Origin of the sequence: Achromobacter sp. Root83, from assembly GCF_001428845.1 — a bacterium.
Taxonomy (GTDB): domain Bacteria; phylum Pseudomonadota; class Gammaproteobacteria; order Burkholderiales; family Burkholderiaceae_B; genus Achromobacter.
Window position 1 is genome coordinate 788,697 of record NZ_LMIU01000022.1, and the last position, 15,038, is coordinate 803,734.

Sequence of the window (15,038 nt, forward strand, 5' to 3'; positions counted from 1 at the left end):
CCCTTTGCGGTGGGCCGTTGTCTTGGTGAGCCGCTCGGCGGGTCCGCCGGCCGGATCAAGCCCGCGGCGTCTGGCCGATCGCCCGCAAATCCCGCGGCGTCATGCCGAATCGCTGTTTGAACAGGCGGCTGAAATGCGAGGGATGGGAAAAGCCGACCTGGTAGGCAAGCTCGGCGATACTGCGATGGTGGTGCTGCGGGTTGAGCAACAGCTCGCGGCATCTGTCCAGCCGCTGAGCAAAGATGAAGGACTCGGCCGACAGGCCGCCCGCGCGCAGGATGCGGTGCAGGTAGGCCACCGACACGCCGCATCCCTGGGCCACCTGCAAGGGCGACAAGGCCGGATCGGCAAGATGCTGGCGGATGTAGGCAAGGACGCGCGCCCGGTGCGCGACCGTGACGCTGCTATCCGCCTCTGACGCGTCTCCCTGGCCGGGCTGCACCAGAAGCAGCACAATCAGGTCGATCAGCCGTTCGCCCAGCTCGGCGACCTCGGTGTCGGACCAGCCGTCCATGCCCTTGAACAGATGATCCATATACCCGGCCAGCAACGCGCCTCTTGAAGATCCGTCGTCCGTGCGCAGTTTGTAGAAGGCGCCGATGCGGGAATCCCGTTGCGACAGCGCGCTGCGCGGAAACGACACGCTCAGACTGCGGTAGCCCGCCGCCCCCTGCGCCGTCGCCTGATAGGGCAGGCTTTGGTTCATCAGGTACACGCAACCGGGTTCGACCTGGAATTCGCGTCCCTGCTGCCGCACCGCCAGCGGTCCCGCCAACGGCAGACCAAAGGTATAAAACTCCTGGTCCAAGCGCGACACATTGCCCACCGTTCGTTCCAGTCTCTGTCCCTGGTAGTGCAGGTCATTGAACTGCAGGCTGGCGCGGCGCGCATACCGCACATGTCCCGCGAAACTGCCGGGCCGCCCTCCATGCACCTCGAACGGCCCGAAGGCATCGGACAGCGCCGCGCGCCATAGCTCGCGCCGGTCAGCGCCCGCGCTGGCCGAAATGGCGAATTCCGTATCTGGCATGGCGCGGTCTCCTGGTGCGCGGCGAGTGCGCAAATTGATCTTGCGTCTACATATTCTTGACTCACCCTGCTCTGGGGCGGGCGGCGCATTGTGGACACGCCTTGCGCAAGTCTATATTCAGCCCGATAAGCACACAACCTGGACAACCCGGGAGGAGACACATGGCCCAGCCAAGCCTGGCGGCCCCGCGCCATGCGCCGGCGTCGCGCTATCTGCGTTGCGCCGGCCGCGAGCTGCACTACACGGAATGGGGCGACGCCGATGCGCCGACCATCATCATGTGGCACGGCCTGGCGCGTACCGGCCGCGATTTCGACGACCTGGCGCAGGCGCTTGCGGACGACTACCGCATCATCTGCCCGGACACCATCGGACGCGGCCTCTCGCAATGGAGCCCCGCCCCCTTGGCCGAGTACCGGCTGGACTTCTATGCCGCGCTGGCGCGTGCCCTGCTGGACGGCCTGGCGCTCGAGCGCGTGCGCTGGGTGGGCACGTCCATGGGCGGCGCCATCGGCATGCATGCCGCAGCCAATACATTGCAAGGCCGCATCTCGCATCTGGTGGTCAACGACATCGGACCCGAGCTGCCCCGGCCCGCCATCGAGCGCATCGTGGCCTACGCGGGTAATCCTCCCGCGTTCGACACGGTCACCGAACTGGAAGACTGGCTGCGCGCGGCGTACAAACCCTACGGTTGGCAAAGCGACGAACAGTGGCGCAGGATGGCGGAAACGTCGGTGCGCCGGCTGCCCGACGGCCGCGTCACCACGCATTACGACCCGGCCATCGTTGGCCAGTTCAGCCATCACCCCTGCGACTATGACCGCTGGAGCGGATACGACTCGCTGCGAATGCCGCTGCTGCTGCTGCGCGGCGCGGACTCCGACCTTCTGCTGCCCGAGGTGGCCCAGGCCATGACGGAACGCGGGCCCCGGGCGCAACGCATCGACTTTCCCGATTGCGGACACGCCCCCGCCCTGAACGTCCCTCCCCAGATCGAAGCCATTCGCCAATTCCTTGCCAGGCCGGAAGATACGGCCGCGCACGCCCACTGACACCAGGAGACTTCCATGAAACGCGTTCTGCTCGCCGCGCTGGCCGGCCTTTGCATGAGTTCCGCGGTCGCGGCGAAAGACTTCGTCGTGGCCCATGTCTACGACAAGACGGGGCCGCTCGAGGCCTATGCCAAACAAACACAGAACGGGCTGCTGCTGGGCCTGGAATACGCCACGCAAGGGACCATGACGGTGGCCGGCCGCAAGATCCGCGTCATCGAAAAGGACAACCAGGGCAAGCCCGATGTCGCCCGCGCGCAGTTGGCGTCCGCCTACGCCGACGACCAGGCCGACATCGCGGTCGGCCCCACGTCGTCGGGCGTGGCGCTGGCCATGCTGCCGATCGCGGAGGAATACGAAAAGATTCTGCTGGTGGAGCCCGCCGTGGCCGATTCAATCACCGGCGACAAGTGGAACAAGTACATCTTCCGCACCGGCCGCAACTCTTCCCAGGACGCCATCGCCAACGCCGTCGCGTTCGATCAGGCCGGCACGTCCATCGCGATGCTGGCGCAGGACTACGCCTTCGGCCGCGACGGCGTCAAGGCGTTCAAAGGCGCGCTCAAGAATGCCAAGATCGTGCACGAGGAATACCTGCCGGCCAACGCCACGGACTTCACGGCGGGCGCGCAGCGCCTGTTCGACGCGCTCAAGGACAAGCCAGGGCGCAAGATCATTTTCATCCTCTGGGCAGGCGCGGGCAATCCGTTCAAGATCGCGGACCTCGACCCCAAGCGCTTCGGCATCGAAATTGCCACGGGCGGCAACACGCTGGCCGCCATGACGCCGCTGAAGTCGCTGGCCGGCATGGAAGGCGCCACCTATTACTACTACGGCATTCCAAAGAATCCGGTCAACGAGTGGCTGGTCGCGGAACATCAAAAGCGCTTCGGTCAGCCGCCGGACTTCTTTACGGCGGGCGGCATGGCGTCGGGCATTGCGATCGTGGCTGCGCTGAACAAGACAGCAGGCAATTCCGACACCGACACGCTGATCAAGGCCATGGAGGGCATGAGCTTCGATACGCCCAAGGGCAAGATGACTTTCCGGCCCGAAGACCATCAGGCGATGCAGTCCATGTACCACTTCCGTATCAAGAATGATCCCTCGGTGCCGTGGGCGGTCCAGGACCTGGTCAAGGAGATCACACCCGACCAGATGTCGGTTCCGATCCAGAACAAGCGCTGAGCCAGATCCGTCCATGCTGGAAACCCAATCGCTCACGATCCGTTTCGGCGGCCATGTGGCGGTCAACGCGGTCAGTTGCGCCTACGCGCCTGGCACGCTGACGGCTATTGTCGGCCCCAACGGCGCGGGCAAGACCACCTACTTCAACCTGATCTCCGGCCAGTTGCGCGCAAGCGCGGGAACGGTGCGCTTGAATGGACGCGATCTGACGCCGCTTGCCGCGCCGGCCCGCATGCACGCAGGTCTGGGACGCGCGTTCCAGCTCACGCAATTGTTCCCGCGGTTGACCGTACATGAGAACGTGCGGCTGGCCCTGCAATCTCGTCAGCAGGGCATGAGCTGGCGCCAGATCCGTTTCTGGCGCACCTGGAACGAGGATCGGCTGCTCATGAACCGTGCCGACGCGCTGCTTGAACGTACGCGGCTGTCGGCGCGCCGCGATCAGGCCGCCGCGGACCTGCCGCATGGCGACCAGCGCAAACTCGAAATCGCCATGCTCATCGCGCTGGAACCGCAGGTATTCATGTTTGACGAACCGACCGCCGGCATGAGCGTTGACGACGTCCCCGTCGTGCTCGATCTGATTCGGGAGATCAAGCGCGACGCCTCGAAAACGATCTTGCTGGTGGAGCACAAGATGGATGTCGTGCGCGAGCTTGCCGACCGGATCGTCGTGCTGCACAACGGCCAACTGATGGCGGACGGAGACCCGGCGACGGTCATCGCCTCGCCCATCGTGCAAGAGGCCTATCTGGGCGTCAGCCCGGCGGAGCCGGCGGCATGACCCCGCGTCCCCTTCTGGAAATCAAGGACGTGCATACGCATATCGGGGCGTATCACATCCTGCATGGCGTGAATCTGTCCGTGCCCCCTTCGGCCGTAACCATGCTGCTCGGACGAAACGGCGCTGGCAAGACGACCACGCTGCGCACGATCATGGGTTTATGGCGCGCATCGCAAGGGCAGATCAGCTTCGATGACGCGCTCATCGGGGGCCCTGGCACGCGCAAGTCGGCTCCCGACATGGCGCGCATGGGCATGGCCTACGTGCCGGAGAACATGGGCATCTTCGCTGACCTGTCGGTGAAAGAGAACATTCTGCTGGCGGCGCGCCAAGCGAAGAACGCCAGCCAGCTCGACACGGCGCGCTTGGAATGGATCTTCGGCTTCTTTCCCGCACTGAAGAAGTTCTGGCTGCATCCCGCGGGCAAGCTGTCGGGCGGCCAGAAGCAGATGCTGGCAATGGCGCGCGCCATCGTCGAGCCACGCCGCCTGCTGTTGGTGGACGAACCCAGCAAGGGCCTGGCACCCGCCATCATTCAGAACATGATCGACGCCTTCATTGAGCTCAAGCAGGCTTCCACCACCATCCTGCTGGTCGAGCAGAATTTCAACTTCGCGCGTCTGGTCGGCGATCATGTCGCGGTCATGGACAACGGGCGGGTCGTCCACGCCGGCGGCATGGAGGCGCTGGCGGCCGACGACGCGCTACAGACTCGCCTGCTTGGCCTGTCACTGGGAAGCCATCAATGACTACGCTCGACACCGAAGCCCCGCTGCCGCGTGCGCGCGCGGACCTTCGCCCCATCCTGCTGGTGCTGGCGCTGGCGGCCGTCGCGCTGCCGCTGGTCGGGTCGCTTTCCACCTGGGTCACCTTGACGTTCGCCGGACTGGCGATGGGCATGATCATCTTCATCGTGGCCTCGGGCATGACGCTCGTCTTCGGCCTGATGGACGTGCTGAACTTCGGGCACGGACTTTTCATCGCCGTTGGGGCCTACATGGCGGCGACGGTGCTCGGCTCCATGGCCGACTGGACGCAGTCCGCCAGCCTGTGGACGAATCTGGTGGCGGTGCTGCCCGCCATGATCGTGGGCATGCTGGTGGCGGGCGCGGTGGGCTTGGCATTCGAGCGCGTGATCGTGCGCCCGGTCTACGGCCAGCACCTCAAGCAGATTCTCATCACCATGGGCGGCATGATCATTGGAGAAGAGATCATCAAGATGATGTGGGGGCCGCAGACCATCTCGCTGCCCCTGCCCGAGGCACTGCGCGGCGCGTTCCTGCTGGGCGATGCCGCCATCGAGAAATTCAGGATCGTGGCGCTGGTGGTGGGTTTGCTGGTGCTGAGCGGCATGCTGTGGGTGCTCACCCGCACCAAGCTCGGCCTGTTGATCCGCGCCGGCGTGGAAGACCGGGAAATGGTCGAAAGCCTGGGCTACCGCATCCGCCATCTGTTCGTCGGGGTATTTGTCGCCGGTTCGATGCTTGCGGGGCTAGGCGGTGTGCTGTGGGGGATGTACCAGCAGTCCGTCGTGCCGCAGTTGGGAGCGCAGGTGAACGTGCTGATTTTCATCGTCATCATGATTGGCGGTCTGGGCTCAACGGTGGGCTGCCTCATCGGCGCGCTGCTGGTCGGCTTGATGGCCAACTACACCGGCTTTCTGCTGCCCAAGGCTGCCCTGTTCTCAAACATCGCGCTGATGGTCGCCATTCTGCTTTGGCGGCCCCAAGGCGTGTATCCTGTCACCAGTCGCTAGGAACCGCCGACATGTCGATACGCCTGCTTTCCGGCGATCCTCCGCGCAGCACGGTGCTGGCGCTGCTGCTCATCGTGATCGTGGCCGCGCTGGCTGCCGCGCCGTTTCTGTTTCCGGGCCCGAAGTCGCTCGCGGTAGCCGCGAAGATCCTGGTGTTCGTCGTTCTCGTCGCCAGCTATGACCTGTTGCTGGGCTACACCGGCATCGTCAGCTTCGCGCACACCATGTTCTTCGGGATCGGCGCGTACGGCGTGGCGATCGCCAGCGTGCGGATGGGACCGACCTGGACCGCGGTATTTACTGGCGTGGCGGGGGGACTGGCCATCTCTTTGGCCTTTGCCCTGCTGATCGGCCTGGCCAGCCTGCGCGTGCGCGCCATCTTCTACGCCATGATCACGCTGGCCGTCGCCGCCGCTTTCCAGACACTGGTGTCGCAACTGTCGGACATGACGGGCGGCGAAGACGGCCTGAATTTCAAGGTGCCGCAGATGCTGCGGCCCACGTTCCGGCCTTTTTCGGAGCAGGTGTTCGGCATCAACGTCGACGGCCGCATCATCACCTATTACCTGATCGCCGCGGTCTGCCTGGCGCTGTTCCTGATGTTGCTGCGTATCGTGAATTCGCCGTTCGGCAGAGTGCTGCAGGCGATCCGGGAAAACCCCTTTCGTGCCGAAGCCATCGGGTATCGCACGGTACTGTATCGCAGCCTGTCGAACTTGCTGGCGGCGGCTTTCGCAACGCTGGCGGGCGCGATGTACGCGCTATGGCTCCGCTATAACGGCCCGGACACGTCCCTGTCGTTCGAGATCATGCTCAACATCCTGCTGATGGTCGTAATCGGCGGCATGGGGACGATGTACGGCGCCGTGGTGGGAGCCAGCCTGTTCGTGTTCGCGCAGAGCTATCTTCAGGATGGACTGCACGCGGTGCACGGTGTCGTGGCGAATGTGGCGCCGCTGGCGCTCCTGTTCGAGCCGGACCGATGGCTGTTGTGGCTGGGCATTCTGTTCGTGCTGTCGGTGTATTACTTCCCGACAGGAATCGCCGGGCGACTGCGGGAATTCGCAAGGCGGGCATAGCATGCCTGGCGCGCCGTTCCCGGCAGCGCCTCTGGCTCAAGCGTATATCTGCTACTTCACCCGGCGCTGCAGTTCTTCCAGGCTGCGCGACAGCTTTTCCAACTCGCTCTTTTGGCTGCTCACGGTACGCACCAGCTTGTCGAGTTCCCCCTTCTGGTTATCGCTGCCGCGGCCGCCATCGTCCTGCCTGCGCTCCAGATTCGCGATCTTGCGCGCCTGCTCATCGACTTTGCGGCTCAGCGCCTCGTTCTTGGTGCGCAATTCCTCGAGCGTCTTTGCCTGGTCGGAAACACGCTGCGTCAGCGTCGACAGCTCACGCACTTCCATCCCGGTTCTCACCCGCCTGTCGTTGCCGACAATCACGAAACTGTCGCCAAACGGCGGCTCTATCGATTGGTCCTTCAATGGCACCTGACCCCATGCAACGGATGACGCCATCGTCCCGGCGGCAACCGCCGCCGCGCAAAGCAAACCATACCCATTCAGCATTACTCGCATGTGCAGTTCCAGAATTGTCAGAAGTGATGCGCGGCAAGGTGCAGCGCACCCGAAGCCCAGCCTACTTTCCGCTCTGCCTGAGCGTATCCGCGTCGCGCCGCAGTCCATTGACGCGCCGCTGCATTTCATCCACGCTGCGCCGCGTGTCGCTGCTTGTCCGGTCCAGTTGGGAGCCGGACGGCGTGGGCGCCAGCCGCGGCATGGTCATGGGAGCACCGGCATTCAACGGAATCGTGGCGGGTGGATGAGGATCCGCCACAGCAGGCCTCGCGTTCAGTACCCGCTCCAGCACGCGCAACTGCTCGCGTTGCGCCTCGAGCGCGCGCTCCTGATCCATCAGAGCCCGCTCGTCTTCGTCCTCGGTGCCGAAGATCGCGGCATGATCGCGCGACAGACCATCGAGCTGGACACGCGGATCCGGCCCGGCATTCAGCACGGCCTTGCCGATGGCCGTGCGGTCAGAGCCTGGCGCGGGGGTCTCGCGCGCGCTTGCGCCAGGCGTCCCGGCCGTCGCACCTGGCGCAGGCGCGCCGGATGGCGTATTGGCGTCGGCGCCGGCCCCGGAAATCACCGGCCGCGCTGCTGGCGCGCCTTGACCTTGCGCGAACAACGAACCAGGCATCATCGCCAGCCCGCTTGCGAGCAGCAATCCCAGCCCGACCACTTTCTTGAAACCGCGCATGCTGTCCTTTGAACCCTCACGTACGACACGCAAAAAAAAACGGCAAGGGGTTTAGCCCTTGCCGCTTTATATCAGAACGGCGAACCGTTCCGATGACCTGCTTTCACTTAGATGATACGCGCGGCTTCAACCAGACGCACCACACGCCACGACTTCGAGCGCGAGATGGGACGGCCTTCAGCGATTTCAACCGTATCGCCTTCGTTGTACTGGTTCGATTCGTCGTGCGCCTTGTACTTCGCGGAGCGCATGATGATCTTGCCAAAGATGGGGTGCTTGACGCGGCGTTCAACCAGAACGACGACAGTCTTGTCCATCTTGTTGCTGACGACCTTGCCAACCAGCGTGCGCTGGCGCTTGGCCACTTGGGTGTTTTGAGTTTCGCTCATCTTTATTTCCCTGCCTTCTCGGTCAGCAAGGTACGAACGCGCGCGATATCGCGACGCACGTTGCGCAACTGGCTGGTGTTGGCCAGTTGCTGCGTGGCCTTCTGCATACGCAGACCGAATTGTGCCTTCAGCAGGCTTTCGAGCTCTTTGCCGAGCTCGGCGGCGTCTTTCGAACGGAGTTCGCTAGCTTTCATGTTAGTACTCCTTAAGCACCGATATGACGCGCGACGAACGTGGTCGAAATCGGCAGCTTGGCAGCGGCCAGACGGAAAGCTTCACGCGCGATTTCTTCGCTGACGCCTTCCATTTCGTAGAGCACCTTGCCGGGCTGAATTTCAGCGACCCAGTACTCCGGGTTGCCCTTACCGTTACCCATCCGGACTTCGGCGGGCTTCTGCGAAATGGGCTTATCCGGGAAGATGCGGATCCAGATGCGGCCGCCACGCTTGATGTGACGATTGATGGCACGACGAGCGGCTTCGATCTGGCGAGCGGTCAGACGGCCACGGCCGGTGGCCTTCAGACCGAATTCGCCGAACGACACGTGCGTACCACGAGTCGCCAGACCGGTGTTGCGGCCCTTCTGCTCTTTGCGATACTTTCTGCGAGAGGGTTGCAGCATGGTTATTCTCCTTCAGGCGCCGGAGCAGCGTCCGCCTTGCGGGGACCACCACGACCACGACCACCCGGACGACCGGTGCGAGCACCGTCCGGACGATCACCACGCGGAGCGCGGCGCGGACGACGTTCTTCTTCGCGCGGGGCAGCGGTTTCCGGCGGCAATTCGCCGTTGGCCAGCATGTCGCCCTTGTAGACCCAGACCTTGATGCCGATCACGCCATACGTGGTGTGGGCTTCAGAGGTGCCGTAGTCGATATTGGCCTTGAGGGTGTGCAGCGGCACACGGCCTTCGCGATACCACTCGGTGCGAGCAATTTCGATACCGTTCAGACGGCCCGCGCTCATGATCTTGATGCCTTGGGCACCCAGACGCATCGCGTTCTGCATCGCGCGCTTCATTGCGCGGCGGAACATGATGCGCTTCTCGAGCTGTTGCGAGATCGAGTCTGCGATCAGTTGAGCATCGGTTTCCGGCTTGCGGATTTCTTCGATGTTGACGTGCACAGGCACGCCCATCAGACGCTGCAGATCGGCCTTCAGGCTTTCGATGTCCTCGCCGCGCTTGCCGATCACCACACCCGGACGAGCCGAGTAGACGGTGATGCGGGCATTCTTGGCCGGACGCTCGATGATCACGCGACCAACGGAGGCGCTCTTGAGCTTCTTTTTCAGGTACTCGCGAACGCGAATGTCTTCGGCAAGCATAGTGCCGAAGGCCTTGTCGTCGGCGAACCAACGCGAGGACCAATTACGGGTGACCGCGAGACGGAACCCAGTGGGGTGAATTTTCTGACCCATCGTGACTCCTTAAGCTCCGACCTTGACCGTGATGTGGCAGGTCTGCTTCTCGATACGGTTGCCGCGGCCCTTGGCGCGAGCGGAGAAGCGCTTCATCGACTGAGCCTTGTCCACAAAAATCGTGGTGACTTTCAGTTCGTCGATATCGGCGCCGTCGTTGTGCTCGGCGTTGGCGATGGCGGACTCGACAGCCTTCTTCAGGATGACGGCAGCCTTCTTCGGCGAGAAGGTGAGGATCTCCAGCGCACGGCCGACCTTCTGGCCGCGGATCAGGTCCGCAACCAAACGGGTCTTCTGTGCGGAGATGTGAACCCCACGGATAATGGCAGTAGTTTCCATCGCTTACCTCTTCGCCTTCTTGTCCGCGGCGTGACCCTTGAACGTACGGGTCAGCGCGAACTCGCCCAGCTTGTGACCGACCATGTTCTCGTTGATATACACGGGAACATGCTGCTTGCCGTTGTGCACAGCGATCGTCAGACCGATGAACTCGGGCAGGATCGTGGAACGACGCGACCAGGTCTTGATCGGCTTCTTGTCTTTGCCCGCGACGGCCGTGTCCACCTTTTTGATCAGGTGAGCATCGACAAACGGGCCTTTCTTGATCGAACGTGACATAGTGTTCGCCTCTTACTTGCGCTTGCGCCGTTGGACGATCATATTGTTCGTCCGCTTGTTGCGACGGGTCTTGAAACCCTTCGCCGGAGTACCCCACGGGCTGACCGGTTCGCGTGCTTCACCGGTACGGCCTTCGCCGCCACCGTGCGGGTGATCCACCGGGTTCATGGCAACGCCACGAACCGTCGGGCGGATACCGCGCCAACGCATTGCACCGGCCTTGCCGATTTGGCGCAGGCTGTGTTCTTCGTTACCGACTTCACCGATGGTGGCGCGGCATTCGATGTGCACACGGCGGACTTCACCGGAGCGCAGACGCACTTGAGCGTAGATGCCTTCGCGAGCCAGCAGGACGGCGGAAGCGCCGGCCGAACGGACCATCTGGGCACCCTTGCCGGGCAGCATTTCGACGCAGTGAATCGTCGTACCCACCGGGATGTTGCGGATCGGCAGGGTGTTACCGGCGCGGATCGGAGCATCGGTGCCCGACAGCAAGGTAGAACCCACTTCCAGACCACGCGGAGCGATGATGTAACGACGTTCGCCGTCGGCGTAGCACAGCAGAGCAATGTGCGCCGTACGGTTGGGGTCATATTCCAGACGCTCGACCTTTGCCGGGATACCGTCCTTGTCGCGACGGAAGTCGACGACACGGTAGTGTTGCTTGTGACCACCGCCACGGTGGCGGATCGTGATGTGACCGTTGTTGTTACGGCCAGAACCACGGGTCTTCTTTTCCAGCAGCGGCGCGTAGGGCTCACCCTTGTGCAGGTTGGGACTAACAACCTTCACCATGCCACGGCGGCCAGCCGAAGTCGGCTTAACTTTTACGAGGGCCATTTACTTCACCTCCGCAAAGTCGATTTCCTGGCCGTCCTTGAGCGACACGTAAGCCTTGCGCTCATTACGGCGGCGGCCAACGAATCGGCCAAAGCGCTTGACTTTGCCCTTACGGTTGAGGACCTGCACGGACTCGACCTGCACCTTGAAGAGCAGTTCGACGGCAGCCTTGATTTCCGGCTTGGTAGCATCAGCCACGACACGGAAAGCGACTTGCTGATTCTTCTCAGCGACGAACGTGGCCTTTTCGGTCACGATCGGAGCCAGAATGACTTGCATCAAGCGTTCAGCGTTCATCCCAGCATCTCCTCGAGTTGAGCGATGGCCGGCTTGGTGATCAGCACTTTCTTGTAGTGGACCAGCGACAACGGATCGGCATAACGGGGCTCGACAACGGCAACGTGCGGCAGGTTGCGGGTGGCGAGGTAAACATTCTCATCAACGCTGTCGGTGATGATCAGGACCGAATCAAGGCCCAGGCTCTTCAGCTTTGCAGCAGCGTCCTTGGTCTTGGGCGATTCCAGATCGAACGATTCGACAACGGCGATACGGTCTTCACGGGCCAGTTGCGACAGGATCGAACGGATCCCGGCGCGGTACATCTTCTTGTTGACCTTCTGGGTGAAGTTTTCTTCGGGCGAGTTCGGGAAAGTCCGACCACCGCCACGCCACAGCGGCGACGAAGTCATACCGGCGCGAGCGCGGCCGGTACCCTTCTGGCGCCAGGGCTTCTTGGTCGAGTGCTTAACTTCGGCACGATCCTTCTGAGCGCGGTTGCCGGCACGGGCATTGGCTTGGAAAGCCACCACGATCTGATGAATCAGCGCTTCGTTGAAGTCACGGCCGAAGATCGTATCGGGCGCGCTGAACGTAGCAGCGGCCTGACCTTGGTCGTTCAGGAGCTTGAGATCCATTTACTTATGCTCCCTTCTTGGCCGGGGCCTTGATGGCCGGGCGCACGACGATGTCGGCGCCAGCGTGGCCGGGGACAGCGCCCTTGACCAGCAGCAGGCCGCGCTCAACGTCAACGCGGACGACGTCGAGGTTTTGAACGGTGCGGGTGACATCACCCAAGTGACCAGCCATCTTCTTACCCGGAAACACGCGGCCCGGATCTTGCGCTTGGCCGATCGAGCCCGGAACGCGGTGCGAACGGGAGTTACCGTGCGAAGCGCGTTGCGAACCGAAGTGGTGACGCTTGATGGTACCGGCGAAGCCTTTACCAATGGTCGTGCCCGTCACGTCGACCTGTTGGCCGGCTTCGAACACGGATTCCACGGCGATCACGGAACCGGCCGCAAATTCAGCGGCGCGAGCGGGATCAAGGCGGAATTCCTTCAGGATGCTACCGGCTTCAGCGCCGGCTTTGGCGTAGTGGCCCGTTTGCGGCTGAGCCACACGCGAGGCACGACGAGTGCCATAAGCCACCTGGATCGCGGCGTAGCCGTCGGTTTCCAGCGACTTAACTTGGGTCACGCGGTTGTTAGACACGTCCAGCACGGTCACCGGGATGGATTCACCTTCCTCGGTAAAAATGCGGGTCATGCCGACCTTGCGACCCACCAGCCCCAGCCGGTGAGCGGCGGGCGTGGGTGTCGAATTCGACATCGTTTTCTCCATTCCCGACTGCGATTGGTCGGGGCTAATCAGGCAAAAGGTAACGGCCTTTGCCCTACGACTATGTTCAACCTGGGTTTAGCGCTGGCGGCTTCAAAAGCGGAGAAGCTGCCTGAACTTTGCCCATAGTTAGACTCGCCACAAAATGGCAAGCTTGGCATATTAGCATGATTTTTCTTGGCAACACAAGCACTTAGCCCGTATTGAAGCAGTCGGCGGCGTGCGCTTTCGCCACACTGCGTAGCGGGCGATGGCTGGACGCATCGAATGCGCGCTGAGTGGGACAGTGAGCGCCCGCTAACTTGAGCATCGATGAAACAAGGCCAAAACAAAATGGCCGCCTCCTTAGGGAGTGCGGCCATTTTTTTACGATCCTGCCGGCGAAGGTAGCAGGCTCGTTGCGCCTTACTGCAGCGCGATTTCGACGTCGACGCCGGCCGGCAGGTCCAGACGCATCAGCGCGTCAACGGTCTTGTCGGTGGGATCAACGATGTCCATCAGGCGCTGATGGGTACGGATTTCGAACTGGTCGCGCGACGTCTTGTTGACGTGCGGCGAACGCAGAACGTCATAGCGGCGGATACGCGTGGGCAGCGGCACCGGACCGCGGACAACGGCGCCGGTACGCTTGGCGGTGTCGACGATTTCAGCGGCCGATTGATCGATCAGCTTGTAATCGAAGGCTTTCAAGCGGATACGGATCTTTTGGTTTTTCATGGCGTTTCCTAAAGAACGAGACGCGAGGGCGGGATTGCGCCCTCGCTGGTTGTTTGCTGCTTAACGGATCCGAATTACTTCAGGATCTTGGCGACGACGCCGGCGCCGACGGTACGACCGCCTTCACGGATGGCGAAACGCAGACCTTCTTCCATGGCGATCGGAGCCAGGAGNTTACTTCAGGATCTTGGCGACGACGCCGGCGCCGACGGTACGACCGCCTTCACGGATGGCGAAACGCAGACCTTCTTCCATGGCGATCGGAGCCAGGAGCTTGACGGTCATTGCCACGTTGTCACCCGGCAGAACCATTTCCTTGTCGGCCGGCAGCTCGATCGTGCCCGTCACGTCCGTCGTGCGGAAGTAGAACTGGGGACGATAGCCTTGGAAGAACGGAGTGTGACGGCCGCCTTCTTCCTTGGACAGGATGTACACCTCGGACGTGAAGTCCGTGTGCGGGGTGATCGAACCCGGCTTGGCCAGAACTTGGCCGCGCTGGACGTCTTCACGCTTGGTGCCGCGCAGCAGGATGCCCACGTTGTCGCCAGCTTGACCTTGGTCGAGCAGCTTGCGGAACATTTCCACGCCCGTGCAAGTCGTCTTGACCGTCGGAACCAGACCGACGATTTCGATTTCTTCACCGACCTTGACGATACCGCGCTCGATACGGCCGGTCACCACCGTGCCGCGACCCGAGATCGAGAACACGTCTTCCACCGGCATCAGGAACGCGCCGTCAACGGCACGCTCAGGCGTCGGGATGTACGAGTCCAGAGCGGCAGCCAGGTTCATGATGGCCTGTTCGCCCAGTTCGCCCTTGTCGCCTTCCAGCGCCAGCTTGGCCGAACCCTTGACGATCGGGGTGTCATCGCCCGGGAAGTCGTACTTCGACAGAAGTTCGCGAACTTCCATTTCCACCAGCTCAAGCAGCTCGGCGTCGTCAACCATGTCAGCCTTGTTCAGGAAGACGATGATGTACGGCACGCCAACCTGGCGGCTCAGCAGGATGTGTTCACGCGTTTGCGGCATCGGGCCGTCAGCGGCCGACACAACCAGGATCGCGCCGTCCATCTGCGCGGCGCCCGTGATCATGTTCTTCACATAGTCAGCGTGGCCCGGGCAGTCAACGTGCGCGTAGTGACGCGCTTCCGTTTCGTACTCGACGTGAGCCGTGTTGATCGTGATGCCGCGAGCCTTTTCTTCAGGAGTCGCATCGATCTGGTCGTAGCCCTTGGCTTCGCCACCGAACTTGTTCGACAGAACGGTCGTGATAGCTGCCGTCAACGTCGTTTTGCCGTGGTCAACGTGACCAATCGTACCCACGTTCACGTGCGGCTTGGTACGTTCAAACTTGCCTTTTGCCATG

22 protein-coding genes are annotated in these 15,038 nt (G+C 62.5%); 6 read left to right on the top strand and 16 right to left on the bottom strand.

Annotated features, from left to right (window positions below):
• Positions 1-55 precede the first annotated feature (55 nt).
• Entirely contained in the window at positions 56-1,030 is a 975-nt protein-coding gene (locus tag ASE30_RS19495; RefSeq protein WP_057285886.1) for a helix-turn-helix domain-containing protein, read from the bottom strand.
• A 161-nt stretch (positions 1,031-1,191) separates the two neighbouring features.
• Here ASE30_RS19495 and ASE30_RS19500 point away from each other — a divergent pair, with 161 nt between their 5' ends.
• Genes ASE30_RS19500 through ASE30_RS19525 form a run of 6 tightly spaced genes read left to right on the top strand, consistent with a single transcriptional unit; the run spans position 1,192 to position 6,892 of the window.
• On the top strand, positions 1,192-2,085 hold the full coding sequence (locus ASE30_RS19500) for an alpha/beta fold hydrolase (RefSeq protein ID WP_057285887.1): 894 nt from the start codon (positions 1,192-1,194) through the stop codon (positions 2,083-2,085).
• Between the two features lie 15 nt (positions 2,086-2,100).
• The gene (locus ASE30_RS19505; RefSeq protein ID WP_057285888.1) at positions 2,101-3,273 is read left to right on the top strand and encodes a substrate-binding domain-containing protein; all 1,173 of its coding nucleotides are present in this window, start codon (positions 2,101-2,103) and stop codon (positions 3,271-3,273) included.
• A 13-nt stretch (positions 3,274-3,286) separates the two neighbouring features.
• Positions 3,287-4,057 carry an ABC transporter ATP-binding protein gene (locus ASE30_RS19510; protein WP_057285889.1) on the top strand — a complete coding sequence of 257 codons (771 nt, stop codon included), beginning with the start codon at positions 3,287-3,289 and terminating at the stop codon, positions 4,055-4,057.
• The gene (locus ASE30_RS19515) at positions 4,054-4,806 is read left to right on the top strand and encodes an ABC transporter ATP-binding protein (RefSeq protein ID WP_057285890.1); all 753 of its coding nucleotides are present in this window, start codon (positions 4,054-4,056) and stop codon (positions 4,804-4,806) included. Before ASE30_RS19510 ends, ASE30_RS19515 begins: the two co-directional genes overlap by 4 nt.
• Complete coding sequence (locus ASE30_RS19520; RefSeq protein WP_057285891.1) at positions 4,803-5,813, top strand: branched-chain amino acid ABC transporter permease; 1,011 nt, start codon at positions 4,803-4,805, stop codon at positions 5,811-5,813. Before ASE30_RS19515 ends, ASE30_RS19520 begins: the two co-directional genes overlap by 4 nt.
• A gap of 11 nt (positions 5,814-5,824) precedes the next feature.
• Positions 5,825-6,892, top strand: a complete 1,068-nt coding sequence (locus tag ASE30_RS19525) for a branched-chain amino acid ABC transporter permease (protein ID WP_200964448.1) — start codon at positions 5,825-5,827, stop codon at positions 6,890-6,892.
• 51 nt (positions 6,893-6,943) lie between these two features.
• Here ASE30_RS19525 and ASE30_RS29040 read toward each other — a convergent pair whose 3' ends face one another.
• The 15 genes from ASE30_RS29040 to tuf all read right to left on the bottom strand — a co-directional run bounded on the left by ASE30_RS29040 (position 6,944) and on the right by tuf (position 15,037).
• Positions 6,944-7,390, bottom strand: coding sequence for a hypothetical protein (locus ASE30_RS29040; protein WP_156407708.1), 447 nt, complete (start codon positions 7,388-7,390; stop codon positions 6,944-6,946).
• Between the two features lie 61 nt (positions 7,391-7,451).
• Entirely contained in the window at positions 7,452-8,072 is a 621-nt protein-coding gene (locus tag ASE30_RS19535) for a hypothetical protein (protein ID WP_235515290.1), read from the bottom strand.
• 107 nt (positions 8,073-8,179) lie between these two features.
• Positions 8,180-8,461 (bottom strand): 30S ribosomal protein S17, encoded by a 282-nt coding sequence (gene rpsQ, locus ASE30_RS19540; protein ID WP_006216549.1) that lies wholly within the window; start codon positions 8,459-8,461, stop codon positions 8,180-8,182.
• 2 nt (positions 8,462-8,463) lie between these two features.
• Positions 8,464-8,655 (bottom strand): 50S ribosomal protein L29, encoded by a 192-nt coding sequence (gene rpmC / locus ASE30_RS19545; RefSeq protein ID WP_003806912.1) that lies wholly within the window; start codon positions 8,653-8,655, stop codon positions 8,464-8,466.
• Between the two features lie 11 nt (positions 8,656-8,666).
• Complete coding sequence (gene rplP / locus ASE30_RS19550) at positions 8,667-9,083, bottom strand: 50S ribosomal protein L16 (protein WP_006216552.1); 417 nt, start codon at positions 9,081-9,083, stop codon at positions 8,667-8,669.
• Between the two features lie 2 nt (positions 9,084-9,085).
• A complete protein-coding gene (rpsC, locus tag ASE30_RS19555; RefSeq protein WP_006227022.1) occupies positions 9,086-9,880 on the bottom strand; it encodes a 30S ribosomal protein S3 in 795 nt (264 codons plus the stop codon).
• Between the two features lie 9 nt (positions 9,881-9,889).
• Positions 9,890-10,219, bottom strand: a complete 330-nt coding sequence (gene rplV / locus ASE30_RS19560; protein ID WP_006227021.1) for a 50S ribosomal protein L22 — start codon at positions 10,217-10,219, stop codon at positions 9,890-9,892.
• Positions 10,220-10,222: 3 nt separating this feature from the next.
• Positions 10,223-10,498, bottom strand: a complete 276-nt coding sequence (gene rpsS / locus ASE30_RS19565; protein ID WP_006216555.1) for a 30S ribosomal protein S19 — start codon at positions 10,496-10,498, stop codon at positions 10,223-10,225.
• 12 nt (positions 10,499-10,510) lie between these two features.
• On the bottom strand, positions 10,511-11,338 hold the full coding sequence (gene rplB, locus ASE30_RS19570; RefSeq protein WP_057285893.1) for a 50S ribosomal protein L2: 828 nt from the start codon (positions 11,336-11,338) through the stop codon (positions 10,511-10,513).
• A complete protein-coding gene (gene rplW, locus ASE30_RS19575; protein ID WP_006216557.1) occupies positions 11,339-11,635 on the bottom strand; it encodes a 50S ribosomal protein L23 in 297 nt (98 codons plus the stop codon).
• Positions 11,632-12,252: a 50S ribosomal protein L4 gene (rplD, locus tag ASE30_RS19580; RefSeq protein ID WP_057285894.1), complete on the bottom strand. Its 621-nt coding sequence runs from the start codon at positions 12,250-12,252 to the stop codon at positions 11,632-11,634. The genes rplW and rplD overlap by 4 nt, the downstream gene beginning before the upstream one ends.
• 4 nt (positions 12,253-12,256) lie before the next feature.
• The gene (gene rplC / locus ASE30_RS19585; protein WP_057285895.1) at positions 12,257-12,946 is read right to left on the bottom strand and encodes a 50S ribosomal protein L3; all 690 of its coding nucleotides are present in this window, start codon (positions 12,944-12,946) and stop codon (positions 12,257-12,259) included.
• A 414-nt stretch (positions 12,947-13,360) separates the two neighbouring features.
• Complete coding sequence (rpsJ, locus tag ASE30_RS19590) at positions 13,361-13,672, bottom strand: 30S ribosomal protein S10 (protein WP_003806903.1); 312 nt, start codon at positions 13,670-13,672, stop codon at positions 13,361-13,363.
• Between the two features lie 74 nt (positions 13,673-13,746).
• Positions 13,747-13,842 (bottom strand): hypothetical protein, encoded by a 96-nt coding sequence (locus tag ASE30_RS28625; protein ID WP_235512803.1) that lies wholly within the window; start codon positions 13,840-13,842, stop codon positions 13,747-13,749.
• Positions 13,843-13,846: 4 nt separating this feature from the next.
• Complete coding sequence (tuf, locus tag ASE30_RS19595; protein WP_057285896.1) at positions 13,847-15,037, bottom strand: elongation factor Tu; 1,191 nt, start codon at positions 15,035-15,037, stop codon at positions 13,847-13,849.
• Between the last annotated feature and the right edge of the window lies 1 nt (position 15,038).

What these genes read in the sequence shown, in the direction of transcription:
- ASE30_RS19495 (WP_057285886.1), bottom strand. Translation starts at nt 1,030, where the DNA reads ATGCCAGATACGGAATTCGCCATTTCGGCCAGCGCGGGCGCTGACCGG.
- ASE30_RS19500 (WP_057285887.1), top strand. Translation starts at nt 1,192, where the DNA reads ATGGCCCAGCCAAGCCTGGCGGCCCCGCGCCATGCGCCGGCGTCGCGC.
- ASE30_RS19505 (WP_057285888.1), top strand. Translation starts at nt 2,101, where the DNA reads ATGAAACGCGTTCTGCTCGCCGCGCTGGCCGGCCTTTGCATGAGTTCC.
- ASE30_RS19510 (WP_057285889.1), top strand. Translation starts at nt 3,287, where the DNA reads ATGCTGGAAACCCAATCGCTCACGATCCGTTTCGGCGGCCATGTGGCG.
- ASE30_RS19515 (WP_057285890.1), top strand. Translation starts at nt 4,054, where the DNA reads ATGACCCCGCGTCCCCTTCTGGAAATCAAGGACGTGCATACGCATATC.
- ASE30_RS19520 (WP_057285891.1), top strand. Translation starts at nt 4,803, where the DNA reads ATGACTACGCTCGACACCGAAGCCCCGCTGCCGCGTGCGCGCGCGGAC.
- ASE30_RS19525 (WP_200964448.1), top strand. Translation starts at nt 5,825, where the DNA reads ATGTCGATACGCCTGCTTTCCGGCGATCCTCCGCGCAGCACGGTGCTG.
- ASE30_RS29040 (WP_156407708.1), bottom strand. Translation starts at nt 7,390, where the DNA reads ATGCGAGTAATGCTGAATGGGTATGGTTTGCTTTGCGCGGCGGCGGTT.
- ASE30_RS19535 (WP_235515290.1), bottom strand. Translation starts at nt 8,072, where the DNA reads ATGCGCGGTTTCAAGAAAGTGGTCGGGCTGGGATTGCTGCTCGCAAGC.
- rpsQ (WP_006216549.1), bottom strand. Translation starts at nt 8,461, where the DNA reads ATGAGCGAAACTCAAAACACCCAAGTGGCCAAGCGCCAGCGCACGCTG.
- rpmC (WP_003806912.1), bottom strand. Translation starts at nt 8,655, where the DNA reads ATGAAAGCTAGCGAACTCCGTTCGAAAGACGCCGCCGAGCTCGGCAAA.
- rplP (WP_006216552.1), bottom strand. Translation starts at nt 9,083, where the DNA reads ATGCTGCAACCCTCTCGCAGAAAGTATCGCAAAGAGCAGAAGGGCCGC.
- rpsC (WP_006227022.1), bottom strand. Translation starts at nt 9,880, where the DNA reads ATGGGTCAGAAAATTCACCCCACTGGGTTCCGTCTCGCGGTCACCCGT.
- rplV (WP_006227021.1), bottom strand. Translation starts at nt 10,219, where the DNA reads ATGGAAACTACTGCCATTATCCGTGGGGTTCACATCTCCGCACAGAAG.
- rpsS (WP_006216555.1), bottom strand. Translation starts at nt 10,498, where the DNA reads ATGTCACGTTCGATCAAGAAAGGCCCGTTTGTCGATGCTCACCTGATC.
- rplB (WP_057285893.1), bottom strand. Translation starts at nt 11,338, where the DNA reads ATGGCCCTCGTAAAAGTTAAGCCGACTTCGGCTGGCCGCCGTGGCATG.
- rplW (WP_006216557.1), bottom strand. Translation starts at nt 11,635, where the DNA reads ATGAACGCTGAACGCTTGATGCAAGTCATTCTGGCTCCGATCGTGACC.
- rplD (WP_057285894.1), bottom strand. Translation starts at nt 12,252, where the DNA reads ATGGATCTCAAGCTCCTGAACGACCAAGGTCAGGCCGCTGCTACGTTC.
- rplC (WP_057285895.1), bottom strand. Translation starts at nt 12,946, where the DNA reads ATGTCGAATTCGACACCCACGCCCGCCGCTCACCGGCTGGGGCTGGTG.
- rpsJ (WP_003806903.1), bottom strand. Translation starts at nt 13,672, where the DNA reads ATGAAAAACCAAAAGATCCGTATCCGCTTGAAAGCCTTCGATTACAAG.
- tuf (WP_057285896.1), bottom strand. Translation starts at nt 15,037, where the DNA reads ATGGCAAAAGGCAAGTTTGAACGTACCAAGCCGCACGTGAACGTGGGT.